The following is a 13,543-nucleotide window of genomic DNA, read 5'->3' on the forward strand; positions in this document are numbered from 1 at the left end:
AAAGGAGAAGCTATGTCGTCTATTCGCAAGAACAGTCTGGATAAGCTGGCAGTCCGGGAGAAAGAATTTTACTACTACAGCCTGCCACTCGCTGCCAAAACATTGGGTGATGTTCAGCGCCTGCCAAAATCCCTCAAAGTTTTACTCGAAAACTTACTGCGCCACGTTGATGGTGACACTGTCACAGAAAGCGATCTACAGGAACTGGTCGAATGGCAGAAAACCGGTCATGCCGACCGCGAAATTGCTTATCGTCCGGCGCGCGTACTGATGCAGGATTTTACGGGTGTACCTGCCGTGGTGGATCTGGCCGCGATGCGCCAGGCGGTAAAACGCCTCGGCGGGAATGTCGAACAGGTAAACCCGTTGTCGCCTGTTGATCTGGTCATCGACCACTCCGTCACAGTGGATGAATTCGGTGATGATGAGGCGTTTGGTGAGAACGTTCGTCTCGAAATGGAGCGTAACAACGAGCGCTATCAGTTCCTGCGCTGGGGGCAAAAAGCCTTCAATCGTTTCCGCGTAGTGCCGCCTGGCACGGGTATTTGTCATCAGGTCAACCTGGAATATCTTGGACAAACCGTCTGGTACGAAGAGCAGGATGGCAAAACGATGGCCTATCCCGACACGCTGGTCGGAACGGATTCACATACCACGATGATTAACGGTCTGGGGATTCTGGGGTGGGGTTGCGGCGGTATCGAAGCCGAAGCCGCAATGCTCGGACAGCCGGTTTCCATGCTGATCCCGGACGTTGTGGGTTTCAAACTGACCGGTAAATTACGCGAAGGCATTACCGCGACGGACCTGGTGTTAACGGTCACCCAGATGCTGCGCAAACACGGCGTGGTAGGAAAATTTGTCGAGTTCTATGGTGATGGCCTTGCCGATTTGCCGCTGGCTGACCGCGCAACCATCGCTAATATGTCGCCGGAATTCGGCGCGACCTGCGGCTTCTTCCCGGTGGATGATGTGACACTGAGTTACATGAAGCTCAGTGGCCGCAGCGACGAACAAATCGATCTGGTAAAAGCCTATTCGCAGGCCCAGGGTTTATGGCGTAACGCCGGTGACGAGCCGGTCTTCACCAGTACGCTTGCGCTGGACATGGGAGACGTTGAGCCGAGCCTCGCGGGGCCGAAACGTCCTCAGGATCGCGTTGCGTTGCCTGATGTGCCGAAAGCGTTCAAAGCGGCGACTGAACTGGAGTTGGGTAACGGCAAGCCGGGGCGCAGCGATAAAGAAAGTTTCACGCTGGAAGGGCAGCATTATGCGCTGACCACCGGCGCGGTAGTGATTGCGGCAATCACCTCTTGTACCAACACGTCAAACCCAAGCGTGCTGATGGCCGCTGGTCTGCTGGCGAAGAATGCCGCCGAAAAAGGTCTGACCAGTAAGCCGTGGGTGAAAACCTCACTGGCGCCAGGTTCCAAAGTGGTGACCGATTATCTTAATGCCGCCGGTCTCATGCCGCATCTGGAGAAGCTGGGCTTTAATCTGGTGGGCTACGGTTGTACGACCTGTATCGGTAACTCCGGGCCGTTGCCGGAACCGATTGAGTCGGCGATCAAGGCCGGTGATTTAACCGTCGGGGCCGTGCTTTCCGGCAACCGTAACTTCGAAGGGCGTATTCATCCGCTGATTAAAACCAACTGGCTAGCCTCACCACCGCTGGTGGTGGCCTATGCGCTGGCGGGTAATATGAACGTCGATCTGACGACGGATCCGTTGGGTGAAGGTGCTGATGGCAAGCCGGTTTACCTGAGAGATATCTGGCCGTCGGCTAACGATATCGCTAATGCGGTTGCGCAGGTGACCACGGAGATGTTCCATAAAGAGTACGCCGAGGTGTTTAACGGCGATGCCAGCTGGCAGGCGATTCAGGTCGAAGGCACGCCGACCTATACCTGGCAGGAAGACTCCACCTATATCCGCCACCCGCCGTTCTTCAGTGATATGAAGGCGGAACCTGATGCGCTGGAAGACATCAAAGATGCGCGAATTCTGGCGATTCTGGCGGATTCAGTGACCACCGACCACATTTCACCTGCCGGGAATATCAAGGCCGAAAGTCCGGCTGGTTTGTATCTGACCCAGCACGGCGTCGAGCCCAAAGCGTTCAACTCCTACGGCTCGCGGCGCGGTAACCATGAAGTGATGATGCGCGGGACGTTCGCCAATATTCGCATCAAAAATGAAATGGTGCCGGGCGTGGAGGGCGGATATACGCGTCATATTCCGTCGCAGGACCAACTGGCGATTTACGATGCGGCGATGCGCTATCAGCATGAAAGTGTGCCGACCGCAGTGATTGCCGGTAAAGAATACGGTTCAGGTTCAAGCCGTGACTGGGCGGCGAAAGGGCCACGTCTGCTTGGGGTACGTGTGGTTATCGCAGAATCATTCGAACGTATTCACCGCTCGAATCTGATCGGGATGGGGATTTTACCGCTCGAGTTCCCGCAGGGTGTGACGCGCAAAACGCTGAAACTCACGGGCGATGAACAGATCAGCATCAGCGGGTTACAAACCCTGACGCCGGGGCAGGATGTTGCAGTGCATATCACGTTTGCTGATGGTCATACTGAAACAATTGATGCACATTGCCGTATCGATACCGGCAACGAACTGACCTATTTCCAGAACGGCGGCATTCTGCATTATGTGATCCGCAAAATGCTGTAAAACCGCTTCTCCGGCCAATAAAAAAGGGCGCCTTCTTAAGGTGCCCTTAATATTTGGATCGGACTATAAATCCTTACTTGTCGAGCAGATGGCCCATTTTGGCGGCTTTGGTCGACAGGTAGCGTTCGTTTTCCGGATTACGGCCGACGATCAGCGGGACGCGTTCTGTAATGTTAATACCGGCTTCAGTCAGAATTTCGACTTTCTTCGGATTGTTGGTCAGCAGGCGTACGGAATCGACACCCAGCAATTTGAACATGTCGGCGCACAGCGTGAAGTCGCGTTCGTCTGCGGCGAACCCAAGCTGATGGTTGGCTTCGACGGTGTCGTAACCTTTGTCTTGTAAGGCATATGCGCGGATCTTATTCAGCAAACCGATGTTACGGCCTTCCTGACGGTGATACATCAGGATGCCACGACCTTCTTCGGCGATATGATTCAGTGCGGCTTCGAGCTGGAAACCGCAGTCACAGCGCAGGCTGAATAAGGCATCACCGGTCAGACATTCGGAGTGAACGCGCGCAAGAACCGGCGTTTCACCGGTGATGTCGCCAAAAACTAACGCCAGGTGGTCGTGCCCGGTGGCCAATTCTTCAAAACCCACCATCAGGAAATCGCCCCAAGGTGTTGGCAGATTGGCTTCTGCCACCCGTTTCAGCTGCATTTTATGCTCCAAAAAAACCACAAATAGTCTTTATTTACAGTAAGTATTTTACTTGTTGATGCGCATCCTACTTTCTGATGCGGCCTCTGGATAGGGAATCGGTGCCTTTCCATCACGACAGGGCATCATTTTGCCACAGTTTGGGTCACATTTTAGCGGGAATATTTGAACGATTAGTTCATAACTTATGAATTATAACCGCTTCTTCAACAACTCACGCTAAAGGAATGTTAAGCAATCACAACGTTGATACACTCCAACTCTTTTTACGCATGACTGAAGGGACGACTATGTTTGATATCGCCAGGCGCACCGCTCTCGGGGCTGTTCTTTTGTTACTGATGCCCGCAGCGGTGTGGATAAGCGGCTGGACGTGGACACCGGGTGGTAATCCCGCCGTGCTGCGTCCGCTTTATTGGGTCACGGAAACGGTGAGTGAACCATGGGGAATCATGACGACTGTGATCCTCTGTGGCTGGTTTCTGTGGTGCCTGCGATTTCGGCTTAAACCAGCCATCGGGCTGGTGGTGATCATCACCTTGTCAGTGCTGGCCGGTCAGTATGTTAAAGACTTTATCAAAGCCGAAGTCCGCGAACCCAGGCCGTATGTCGCATGGCTGGGGACGGATCATCAGATGAACGTCGATGAATTTTATGCCCGGAAAAGTAAAGCGCGTGCCCGGCAGGTGAAAGAGGTGCTGGGCGACAACGTGCAAATCCCGCACTGGCTGAATAAAAGCTGGCAGAACGACACGGGATACGCATTCCCTTCTGGCCACACGATGTTTGCCGCAACCTGGGCTTTACTCGGTGTCGGGTTATTGTGGCGGCGTAAACACTATAAAACGGTCACCGTGCTGATGGTGTGGGCGGTGGTGGTGATGGGCAGCAGACTGATGCTCGGCATGCACTGGCCACGCGACCTGATGGCATCTGTGGGCATCAGCTGGATCCTGGTAATGCTGGCCTGCTGGCTGACGGAGCGCTATGTCGGGCCGCTCACGCCACCACCGGCAGAAAACCAGGAAATCAGCGAGCGTGAATAATCCCGGTTTTTTGATTTCTTACCGTCTGAAATCCCAGAGGGTTCCTGGTGAACCCTTTAATTCATGGTTTTCATCCCCATATACATTCCATAGCCTTAATTGTCGTGGTGGTCACGACACCACACTAAAGTCGAATGAAGTTGCTACAGACGGCATTTAAACCCTCCGCAATGTTTCCCTGCTTTGTTCGGAAATGCTAACTTATTAGGTCGGGACGCGAGTTTTTGGCATAATTCATCCGGTACACCCGGCATTACAGGAATGAATGTGAAATATCTGCTGATTTTTTTATTTTTGCTGGTCATCGTTGTGATTTCTATCACTCTGGGTGCCCATAACGATCAGACTGTGACCTTCAATTATTTGCTGGCACAGGGTGACTATCGTGTTTCGACACTGCTTGCTGTGCTGTTCGCTACCGGTTTTATTCTTGGCTGGATAATCTGTGGTTTGTTCTACCTGCGTGTACGTCTGTCACTGGGGCGCGCCCAGCGTAAAATAAAACGCCTGGAGCAGCAAATTGAACCCGCGGCTGTCGTTACGCCGCCAGCAGCATCTTACGATGTCAGCAAGGAATAACCCTCTATGTTAGAACTGCTGTTTCTGTTGTTGCCCGTTGCGGCCGCCTATGGCTGGTACATGGGGCGCAGAAGTTCTCAGCAGGACAAACAGGAAAATGCTAACCGCCTGTCGCGTGAATACGTCGCGGGGGTTAACTTCCTGCTTTCCAATCAGCAGGATAAAGCGGTCGATCTGTTCCTCGAAATGTTAAAAGAGGACAGCAGTACAGTCGAAGCGCACCTGACTCTGGGCAACCTGTTCCGCTCCCGTGGTGAAGTCGATCGTGCGATCCGTATCCACCAGTCGCTGATGGAAAGTGCTTCGCTGACTTTCGAACAGCGCCTGCTCGCCGTACAGCAACTGGGTCGTGATTACATGGCTGCCGGTTTCTATGATCGTGCGGAAGACATGTTCAACCAGCTGGTGAAAGAGCAGGATTTCCAGTTGTTTGCGCTGGAACAGTTGTTGATTATTCATCAGGCCACCAGCGACTGGCAGAACGCCATTGATGTGGCGGAACGTCTGGTCAAGCTCGGCAAAGAAAACCGCCGTAAAGAAATTGCGCATTTCTGGTGTGAACTGGCATTGCAGGCAATGGTGTCTGAAGATTTCGATAAGGCGACCGGCTTGCTGAAAAAGGCTGCGGCAGCGGACAAACTCTGTGCCCGTGTCTCCATTATGCAGGGGCGGATTTTACTGGCGCAGGGCGACTACCGCAAAGCGACAGAGGCCTTACAGCGGGTGCTGGAGCAGGATAAAGAGCTGGTCAGCGAAGCGTTGCCGATGCTGCAGGAGTGTTACCAGAATCTTGACGATACGCTGGCATGGGCCGAGTTTCTCAGGCGTTGTGTGGATGAAAATACCGGCGCCACAGCAGAACTGATGCTGGCCGAAATCATCCAGGATGAAGAAGGGCGTGAGACCGCGCAAAACTATATCAACCGTCAGTTGCAACGCCATCCGACCATGCGCGTGTTTCATCACCTGATGGATTACCATCTGGCGGATGCGGAAGAAGGGCGTGCGAAAGAGAGCCTGGTGTTGCTGCGGGATATGGTGGGTGAACAGATCCGGACGAAGCCACGCTATCGCTGTCACAAATGCGGCTTTACCGCGCATTCACTTTACTGGCATTGCCCGTCATGCCGTGGCTGGGCGACGATAAAGCCAATCCGGGGTCTGGATGGCCAATAAGTTTCCCCGTCATACTTCGGGTTGCAGATGCGTTTGTCGCCTTACTGCAACGTGAATTATTTAGGGGAAACCGCAGGATATTTTAAATCGACTCTTACTTCTTCTTGCTGCTCGCCTTGCGGGCATTAAGCAACGTCCGCAATTTCTTGATTTCTTTGGTGGTCAGCGCGGGTTCAGTCTCTTCTGCAAGATGCTGATTATCAATTTCGTGTTCTGTGGCTTTAGCGGCTTTTTTACCTTTGGGCGCAGCAGGGTTAAAACTCTCTTCCAGGCGTGCCGCAACTTCTGCACTTAATGAATGTTCTGCTTCCGCAGCGGCGTTTTTGATCAGTTCTTTCAATTCAACCGGAATTTTAACGGTCAGGGTTGTTATCTCACTCATTTTTCTGCCTTTCCTTAGAGTAAAAGTAACAAGCTAAGCCAGCCTTGTTGCATCGTCTAGTGCATCACAAAAATTTAATAAAACTGTCACATTAGGTGTAGCTGTGAATTCAGTGGTTTGCCATGTAAAATATCGGCGGCAAAAATTATATTATTTCTTCCTGACGTAAAAACTGACAAGAGGCTGACGAGATGAAGTCCGAAAATAACACTAACAACAAAGACTTAAATACTTCACCGATTGTTGTCGCTCTCGATTATGCCGATAAATCCTCCGCACTGGCGTTTGCTGACAAAATCGATCCGCGTGATTGCCGTCTGAAAATTGGCAAAGAGATGTTCACTCATTTTGGTCCGCAGATGGTCAAAGATCTGCAGACCCGCGGTTTCGACGTCTTTCTGGATCTGAAATTCCACGACATCCCTAACACTACTGCGCGCGCTGTGGCTGCTGCGGCAGATTTGGGTGTCTGGATGGTGAATGTGCATGCCAGCGGCGGTGCGCGCATGATGACGGCGGCCCGGGAAGCGCTGGCACCGTTTGGAAAAGATGCCCCCTTACTGATTGCCGTCACGGTGCTGACCAGCCTGGAAGACAATGACCTGGCGGATTTAGGTATTGAACTTTCTCCGGCTGATTATGCTGAACGTCTGGCGCGCCTGACACGCGACTGCGGCCTCGATGGCGTAGTGTGTTCCGCGCAGGAAGCGACCCGTTTTAAATCTGCTCTCGGGCAGGCGTTCAAACTGGTGACGCCGGGTATCCGCCCGGCTGGTAGCCAAGCCGATGATCAGCGTCGCATCATGACGCCACAGGAAGCGCTGGCGGCGGGCGTGGATTACATGGTGATTGGCCGGCCGATCACGCAATCTGCCGATCCGGCGCAGACCCTGCGTGAAATTCTGGCATCACTGCGCTAAGAAGGAAAAACCATGAGCAATGACAGCAACAGCCGTTTAGTGTATTCGACCGACAGCGGCAGAATCGATGAGCCCAAAGTCGTGGCTGAGCGTCCGAAAGGTGACGGCATTGTGCGTATTCAGCGCCAGACCAGCGGGCGCAAAGGGAAGGGCGTGTGCCTGATCACCGGTGTCAGTCTTGATGATATTGAACTGGAAAAACTCGCTGCCGAACTGAAAAAGAAATGCGGTTGTGGCGGTGCGGTGAAAGACGGCGTGATTGAGATCCAGGGTGACAAACGCGATCTGCTTAAACAACTGCTGGAAGCGAAAGGCATGAAAGTGAAACTGGCGGGGGGCTGACCTGTCTGTAAACGATCACTGACCGTTTATAATAAGATGCTGCATCCGCAAAGGTGCAGCATCTTGCTTTAGCTTTTAGAGATATCACAACGCGAAAGCACGTTGTTTGTCATCCATCTGATGACAATAAAGTTGACCTGAAAAACAACCCAATCCTATTTTTAGCTTTATTCGTTGCTTAACGCTTACGTTTTTGATGCCAGTTAAATAGAACTTATCTCCCGGTTGTTTTACTTACTGACCTGATGTCCGATGATACCACCCACTGCAGCGCCACCCAATGTCCCTAAGGTACTGCCGTCAGTCAGAACTGCACCACCCAGCGCACCTGCACCCGCACCGATTGCGGTGTTACGGTCACGCTTAGACCAGTTACCACAAGCGCTGACAGACATTGCCAGAGTCAGAACCAGTGCAATACTGGCAACACGTTTATTCACGAGCATCATAATTTTTCTCCTATCCAGACGCAGTTGTGCATCCGTTAATTAAAAATAGTGAAATTGATATACATTCACTAGGTGAATAATCTTAATTCACCAAGGATGCTCTTTCTCACCACACAAAAGACTAAAAAGCTGGACAAACATTCAACGGTTTGTGGAACAAATGGGCACTTTTACGTTTGCAGCAGATCTGTACGCACTCTTTAGCGATTTCCCCCATACCTGCACACACCCGTCACCCAGACAATAAAGCCTCGTAATAAGAGGAAACCAAGATGCTAAAGCAACTGAAAGAGCAGGTATTAGAGGCCAATCTGGCACTGCCTCGCCATAATCTGGTGACCTTTACCTGGGGAAATGTCAGCGCCGTTGACCGTAAACTTGGGCTGGTCGTGATTAAACCGTCGGGAGTGGAATACGACCACATGGGCGTGGACGACATGGTGGTGGTGGAACTGGAGACCGGCAAAATCGTCGAGGGCAGCAAAAAGCCTTCTTCCGATACCGATACCCACCGGGTACTGTACCTGAATTTCCCGGAAGCAGGGGGTATTGTTCATACGCATTCGCGCCACGCAACCATCTGGGCGCAGGCCGGTTTGGATATTCCCGCCTGGGGCACCACCCACGCGGATTATTTCTACGGCAACATTCCCTGCACGCGGCTGATGACCGAAGAGGAAATCGCCGGACGTTATGAATGGGAGACCGGTGAAGTCATCGTTAAAACCTTCACGGAAAGACATCTGTCGCCGGCAGACATTCCGGCTGTACTGGTGCATTCGCACGGGCCGTTCGCCTGGGGGAAAGATGCCGATAATGCCGTGCATAACGCCGTCGTGCTGGAAGAGGTCGCCTACATGGGCATTTTCTCCCGCCAGTTAACGCCGCAGTTGCCGGATATGCAGCCGCAATTACTGGATAAGCATTACCTGCGTAAACATGGCAAGAATGCCTACTACGGCCAATAATCCCCTGAAACCCGAATTATCGGGGGGCACAGATAAGGATAGGTCAGCCGACCAGGCTGACCTTAATCCCGGCAGCGGAAAGTTGCTGCTGATATTCAGGGGATAATTTGTCGTCAGTGATGACCCGGCTGAAGGCACTGACCGGCCCCAACGGGTTAAGATTTATTTGACCGAATTTCGATGAATCCGTTAGCACGATATTTTCCGCACCTTTAGCCACGACCGCATTCACCACATCAGCACGTAACATGTCCCGGCCGGTAAAGCCGGTGGTATCGGTGAAGCCGTCGATGCCCATGAACGCTTTACTGAAATTCATTTGTTGCAGACACATTCTGGTCAGCGGGCCGACCACCGTCTGACTGGTTTTCTGATACATCCCGCCGAGCAGAACCACGTCACAGGGCATACTTTTCAGCAAAGAGGCGACATAACCGCTGACGGTAATCACCGTCAGGTTCTTCTTATCGGCAAGATATTGCGCCAGCAAGGCGATGCTGCTGCCACTTTCGAAAAATACCGTTTCGCCGTCCTGGATCAGGGATGCCGCAAACTTCGCCAGTTTCTGCTTCTGGGCAAAATTCGACATCATGCGGGTATCCACGTCATCGGTCTGGATAGCGACGGCAAAACCGTGCGCACGGCGCAGATAATGTCGCTGTTCCAGTAGCGTAAGATCGTGGCGGATCGTCACTTCTGACACCTGACAAATCTGTGACAACTCACTGACGCTGATGCGCTGCTTATCGTTTACCCATTGCAGAATAACTTGTTGTCTGTCGTTCATAACCGCCCAAAATACGGGCAGCCTGCGCCGCCCGTTGAAAGTTAAATTCAGATGCGAATTTTAAAGTGAATGTTCTGTACGGGCGATAATATCATCCTGAGCCTCAGGCGATAAGGCCGTAAAGAATGCGGAGTAACCGGCGACACGGACAACCAGGTCGCGATAGTTCTGCGGTTCCTCACGCGCTTTAAGTAATGTCTCGCGGGAAACAATATTGTACTGAACATGCCAGCCGCGATGTTCCTCAAAGAATGTCCGCAGCATTAGCATTAACGTCTCGCGTTCGCTTTCATTTTCCAGCGATGCCGGATTCAGTTTCTGATTGAGCAGTACGCCGCCGAGAATCGCTTCTGTCGGTAATTTGCTCAGCGAATTAAAGACCGCTGTCGGCCCGAGATGATCGGTACCGGATGCCGGGCTGGCCCCTTCCGCCAGCGGCGTAAAGGCTTTACGTCCATCCGGCGTGGCGGTAGTTGCGGCACCAAACGGCACGTTGGCCGAAATAGACGATGTACCCGCGTAATACGTGCCACCGACCGGGCCGCGTCCGAAGCGGGTATTGTGATAATTCGACAGTTCATCGATATAGCACTGATACGCACGCACCAGCAAATTATCGACCTCGTCTTGATCATTGCCGTATTTCTCTGCGCCGTTAATCAGCCGCTGACGCAGTCGTTCGCCGTCCAGTCCCTCATAATCTGAAGCCAGCGCGTTGGCCAGCTCCTGCTGGCCAATCACGCCCTGATCGAATACCAGCTTTTTCACTGCCGCCAGGCTGTTACCCAGATTGGCGATCCCGACTTGCAATCCTGAAACCCAGTCGTATTTCGCACCGCCTTGCTTGATGGTTTTCCCGCGTTCTATACAGTCATCGACCAGCGCCGAACACAAAATATCCTGCGCATTCTCTTCCAGAACCGTATCGACCACGCATTCGATTTCGATGGATTTGCGGGTGTAATAACGGATTTGTTCATCCCACTGCGCAAAGACCTGATCGAAATTATCGAAATTCCCCTGCGACAAACCGCGTTCCTGCGGCAGGAAGCGGGTATGACTTTTCGCGTCGTGCCCCTGTTCAAGCGCGGCGAGCATCACGCGGGCAAAGTTGATGAAACTCATGCCGGTACAACGATAGCCCCACTTGCCGCCGACTGCCGTTTCGATGCAGCCAATGGCGGCATAATCATAAGCATCCTGTTTTTCGACGCCCAGTTTGATGAATTCTGGAATAACAATTTCATCGTTATTAAAGGCGGGCATGCCAAAACCACAGCGGATCACCTGTACGCAGGCATCAAGGAAGTCACGGCTCATTCCGGCGTGATAGCGCACGCTCAGATTCGGCTGGGTGGATCGCAATTGTCCGCAGGATTCCAGAATGGCGTATGACAGCGGATTGACCGCATCGGATGCCACGTCATTATGCAAATTCTGACCGCCGATGGTGACGTTCTGGTACAACGGGCTGCCCGCCGACGCTTTGGAATGCGTACCGGAGCGGATCTTGTTCACTTCCAGCAATTTCAGCCAGCAGCTTTGCAGCAGTTCGATGGCCTGATCACGCTCCAGCGTTTGTTCCAGCTCAACGTCACGACGATAAAACGGATACAAATACTGATCCATGCGGCCAAACGACACGGAGTGGCCGTTGGATTCAATCTGCAAAATAAGCTGAATGAAGTAACACAGTTGCAGCGCCTGCCAGAAGTTTTGCGGTGGCTGATGAGCAATGACGTCGCAGTTGGCGGCGATGGTCAGTAACTCGCTACGGCGCTGCTCGCGGGTTTCCGTGGCGGCCATTTCCCGTGCCAGTTGTGCGAAACGCACGACGTGGTCGCTGACCGCTGCCAGCGTGATATCAATGGCTTTCAGCAATTGCTCTTTATGCAAATCTTCCCAGTCAGTCAGCCGAATGCGGCTGCGACGCTCGCCCACTTTACTGCGTAATCCGTCCAGACCCAGTTCCAGCAGCAGCGGGAAATTCACCGCCAGATGGGCATCGCCGGAAGTCATATTGCCTTCGGCTTTTACGATACCGCTGTCGAGCAACGCTTTCTGCTCATCGGTAAACATACCGTAGCAGCGGTCCTGCACGGTCTGCCCGCGCCACCACGGGCAGAGTTCATGCAGGATTTTTTTGTTGGCTTCGCTGACGGCAAAACCTGCGCCCGGCCGGTCAGCAAGCGCGTCAATTTCACTTTCGATCCAGCCCACGGTGTATTCCGGGAAAATCGGTGCAGCGCGCACTTCGCTGGCCTGATTACCGACGATCAGCTCGTCATGTTTGATCCAGATAGTGCGTTTGCTCAGATGTTCAGCCAGCGCCAGCGCGCGGCGTACCGCCAGCGGTTTGTCAGCATGTTGCTGATAAACCTGCGTGTAATGCTGTGCGCGCTCGGTACATACCGGTGGCTTGACGATGTGGATCAGGGCTTCTTTATGAGACCGGATACGGGCGGAAAGGGTGTTCAGATTCAGTTGGGTCATTTTTCTTATCCTCTTAACTGTGCACAAAGTCCTTTTTCTGCGGCGTATTGTTCAGCGAACGTCAGCAGGTCAGGGTCATTTAACGGCTGGCGTGGCGCCAGATAAGGTTGCCCCAGCAGGACATACTTATTGATGCCCAGCGTGTGGTACGGCAAAAAGTGAATGGCTTCGCAGCCGGTTTCATCCGCCGCAAAATCAACGATCTGGCGGATGGATGCCCGGTCAGCATTAAAATCAGGAATTAACGGCACACGGACGATGAGCTTTTGTCCGGCCGCAGCCAGACGACGGAAATTATCCTTCACTCTTTTGGCGGAACCGCCGGTCAATCGGCGGAAAGGTTCATCGGCCACATGCTTGAGATCCGCCAGCAATAAATCCAGCGCCCCCAGCGAAGGCTCAATGTATTTCCACGGCACATGCAGACAACTTTCCACGGCGGTGTGCAGCCCTTCGTGACGGCAACGTTGCAGCAGTGTCAGCGCAATTTGTGGCTGCAGGAAAGGTTCGCCGCCGGAAAGCGTCACACCGCCGCCGGTACGGGTATAAAAAGGTTTATCCCGCAGGATTTGCTGCATCAGGGCGTCAATATCCGCGTCATTTCCACACACACTCAGTGCGCCGGAGGGGCAAACCTGTTCGATCAGACAGCGATCTTCTGCCTGAAATTGTTCATGCCGAATCCCGATGCGGTCATGTTCTATGCTGACTGCATGTGGAAAAGTCTTTGCGCAGTGCTGACATCCTGCGCTGCATAAACGTGAATCGAACAGCACGTCAGGCGCCGCCGAACGACTTTCCGGATTCTGGCACCAGGTACAGCTCAGGGAACAGCCTTTCAGAAAAACCACCGTCCGGATCCCCGGGCCATCATGTGTGGAATAACGCTGCACATTGAAAATCATCTCGACGCTCCCTGGTGCTAAAAATCTTCTTTCGCAATTTAATAACTTTCATTCGAAAGTGATTTTGATGATGATCAACAAACCTTCTGCTTGCTGACGTACACTCTCTGAACTTTGCATTCACTCACAAGTTTCAGGGAGAAAGTT

At 52.8% G+C, this 13,543-nt stretch carries 13 protein-coding genes; 7 read left to right on the plus strand and 6 right to left on the minus strand.

The genetic code is table 11. The features are described from left to right. Positions 1 to 12 precede the first annotated feature (12 nt). The gene (acnA, locus tag ABIC79_RS23950) at positions 13 to 2,685 is read left to right on the plus strand and encodes an aconitate hydratase AcnA (RefSeq protein ID WP_354568702.1); all 2,673 of its coding nucleotides are present in this window, start codon (positions 13 to 15) and stop codon (positions 2,683 to 2,685) included. A 73-nt stretch (positions 2,686 to 2,758) separates the two neighbouring features. On the opposite strand, the gene ribA is transcribed toward acnA, so the two are convergent. Next, the gene (gene ribA, locus ABIC79_RS23955) at positions 2,759 to 3,349 is read right to left on the minus strand and encodes a GTP cyclohydrolase II (protein ID WP_015690066.1); all 591 of its coding nucleotides are present in this window, start codon (positions 3,347 to 3,349) and stop codon (positions 2,759 to 2,761) included. A gap of 290 nt (positions 3,350 to 3,639) precedes the next feature. On the opposite strand from ribA, the gene pgpB reads away from it, so the two are divergent. The 3 genes from pgpB to lapB all read left to right on the plus strand — a co-directional run bounded on the left by pgpB (position 3,640) and on the right by lapB (position 6,150). Next, entirely contained in the window at positions 3,640 to 4,395 is a 756-nt protein-coding gene (gene pgpB, locus ABIC79_RS23960) for a phosphatidylglycerophosphatase B (RefSeq protein WP_013575908.1), read from the plus strand. A 267-nt stretch (positions 4,396 to 4,662) separates the two neighbouring features. Continuing rightward, positions 4,663 to 4,974, plus strand: coding sequence for a LapA family protein (locus ABIC79_RS23965; protein ID WP_013575907.1), 312 nt, complete (start codon positions 4,663 to 4,665; stop codon positions 4,972 to 4,974). Between the two features lie 6 nt (positions 4,975 to 4,980). Next, positions 4,981 to 6,150 (plus strand): lipopolysaccharide assembly protein LapB, encoded by a 1,170-nt coding sequence (gene lapB / locus ABIC79_RS23970; protein WP_013575906.1) that lies wholly within the window; start codon positions 4,981 to 4,983, stop codon positions 6,148 to 6,150. Between the two features lie 94 nt (positions 6,151 to 6,244). On the opposite strand, the gene ABIC79_RS23975 is transcribed toward lapB, so the two are convergent. Then, positions 6,245 to 6,532, minus strand: a complete 288-nt coding sequence (locus ABIC79_RS23975) for an Arc family DNA-binding protein (protein WP_015690064.1) — start codon at positions 6,530 to 6,532, stop codon at positions 6,245 to 6,247. Positions 6,533 to 6,723: 191 nt separating this feature from the next. Here ABIC79_RS23975 and pyrF point away from each other — a divergent pair, with 191 nt between their 5' ends. Beyond that, a complete protein-coding gene (gene pyrF, locus ABIC79_RS23980; RefSeq protein ID WP_121019237.1) occupies positions 6,724 to 7,452 on the plus strand; it encodes an orotidine-5'-phosphate decarboxylase in 729 nt (242 codons plus the stop codon). A 12-nt stretch (positions 7,453 to 7,464) separates the two neighbouring features. Next, the gene (gene yciH, locus ABIC79_RS23985; RefSeq protein WP_013575903.1) at positions 7,465 to 7,794 is read left to right on the plus strand and encodes a stress response translation initiation inhibitor YciH; all 330 of its coding nucleotides are present in this window, start codon (positions 7,465 to 7,467) and stop codon (positions 7,792 to 7,794) included. A 230-nt stretch (positions 7,795 to 8,024) separates the two neighbouring features. On the opposite strand, the gene osmB is transcribed toward yciH, so the two are convergent. Next, complete coding sequence (gene osmB, locus ABIC79_RS23990) at positions 8,025 to 8,243, minus strand: osmotically-inducible lipoprotein OsmB (RefSeq protein ID WP_013575902.1); 219 nt, start codon at positions 8,241 to 8,243, stop codon at positions 8,025 to 8,027. Positions 8,244 to 8,515: 272 nt separating this feature from the next. Here osmB and araD point away from each other — a divergent pair, with 272 nt between their 5' ends. Continuing rightward, positions 8,516 to 9,211, plus strand: a complete 696-nt coding sequence (gene araD, locus ABIC79_RS23995) for an L-ribulose-5-phosphate 4-epimerase (protein WP_013575901.1) — start codon at positions 8,516 to 8,518, stop codon at positions 9,209 to 9,211. 43 nt (positions 9,212 to 9,254) lie between these two features. Here the strand turns inward: araD and ABIC79_RS24000 are convergent, their stop codons facing one another. The 3 genes from ABIC79_RS24000 to ABIC79_RS24010 are packed head-to-tail and all read right to left on the minus strand — an operon-like array spanning position 9,255 to position 13,396. Then, the gene (locus tag ABIC79_RS24000) at positions 9,255 to 9,998 is read right to left on the minus strand and encodes a DeoR/GlpR family DNA-binding transcription regulator (RefSeq protein WP_013575900.1); all 744 of its coding nucleotides are present in this window, start codon (positions 9,996 to 9,998) and stop codon (positions 9,255 to 9,257) included. Between the two features lie 60 nt (positions 9,999 to 10,058). Continuing rightward, positions 10,059 to 12,491, minus strand: coding sequence for a formate C-acetyltransferase/glycerol dehydratase family glycyl radical enzyme (locus tag ABIC79_RS24005; RefSeq protein WP_013575899.1), 2,433 nt, complete (start codon positions 12,489 to 12,491; stop codon positions 10,059 to 10,061). Positions 12,492 to 12,496: 5 nt separating this feature from the next. After that, positions 12,497 to 13,396 (minus strand): glycyl-radical enzyme activating protein, encoded by a 900-nt coding sequence (locus ABIC79_RS24010; protein ID WP_121019239.1) that lies wholly within the window; start codon positions 13,394 to 13,396, stop codon positions 12,497 to 12,499. Positions 13,397 to 13,543: the final 147 nt, after the last annotated feature.

The organism is Rahnella sp. 2050 (genome assembly GCF_040544515.1).
GTDB classification, from domain to species: domain Bacteria; phylum Pseudomonadota; class Gammaproteobacteria; order Enterobacterales; family Enterobacteriaceae; genus Rahnella; species Rahnella aceris.

Bases quoted from the DNA above. Each gene is read 5' to 3' on its own strand.
- pyrF (WP_121019237.1), top strand. From the start codon at position 6,724: ATGAAGTCCGAAAATAACACTAACAACAAAGACTTAAATACTTCACCG.
- ABIC79_RS23975 (WP_015690064.1), bottom strand. From the start codon at position 6,532: ATGAGTGAGATAACAACCCTGACCGTTAAAATTCCGGTTGAATTGAAA.
- acnA (WP_354568702.1), top strand. From the start codon at position 13: ATGTCGTCTATTCGCAAGAACAGTCTGGATAAGCTGGCAGTCCGGGAG.
- ABIC79_RS24000 (WP_013575900.1), bottom strand. From the start codon at position 9,998: ATGAACGACAGACAACAAGTTATTCTGCAATGGGTAAACGATAAGCAG.
- pgpB (WP_013575908.1), top strand. From the start codon at position 3,640: ATGTTTGATATCGCCAGGCGCACCGCTCTCGGGGCTGTTCTTTTGTTA.
- ABIC79_RS24005 (WP_013575899.1), bottom strand. From the start codon at position 12,491: ATGACCCAACTGAATCTGAACACCCTTTCCGCCCGTATCCGGTCTCAT.
- osmB (WP_013575902.1), bottom strand. From the start codon at position 8,243: ATGATGCTCGTGAATAAACGTGTTGCCAGTATTGCACTGGTTCTGACT.
- yciH (WP_013575903.1), top strand. From the start codon at position 7,465: ATGAGCAATGACAGCAACAGCCGTTTAGTGTATTCGACCGACAGCGGC.
- ribA (WP_015690066.1), bottom strand. From the start codon at position 3,349: ATGCAGCTGAAACGGGTGGCAGAAGCCAATCTGCCAACACCTTGGGGC.
- lapB (WP_013575906.1), top strand. From the start codon at position 4,981: ATGTTAGAACTGCTGTTTCTGTTGTTGCCCGTTGCGGCCGCCTATGGC.
- araD (WP_013575901.1), top strand. From the start codon at position 8,516: ATGCTAAAGCAACTGAAAGAGCAGGTATTAGAGGCCAATCTGGCACTG.
- ABIC79_RS24010 (WP_121019239.1), bottom strand. From the start codon at position 13,396: ATGATTTTCAATGTGCAGCGTTATTCCACACATGATGGCCCGGGGATC.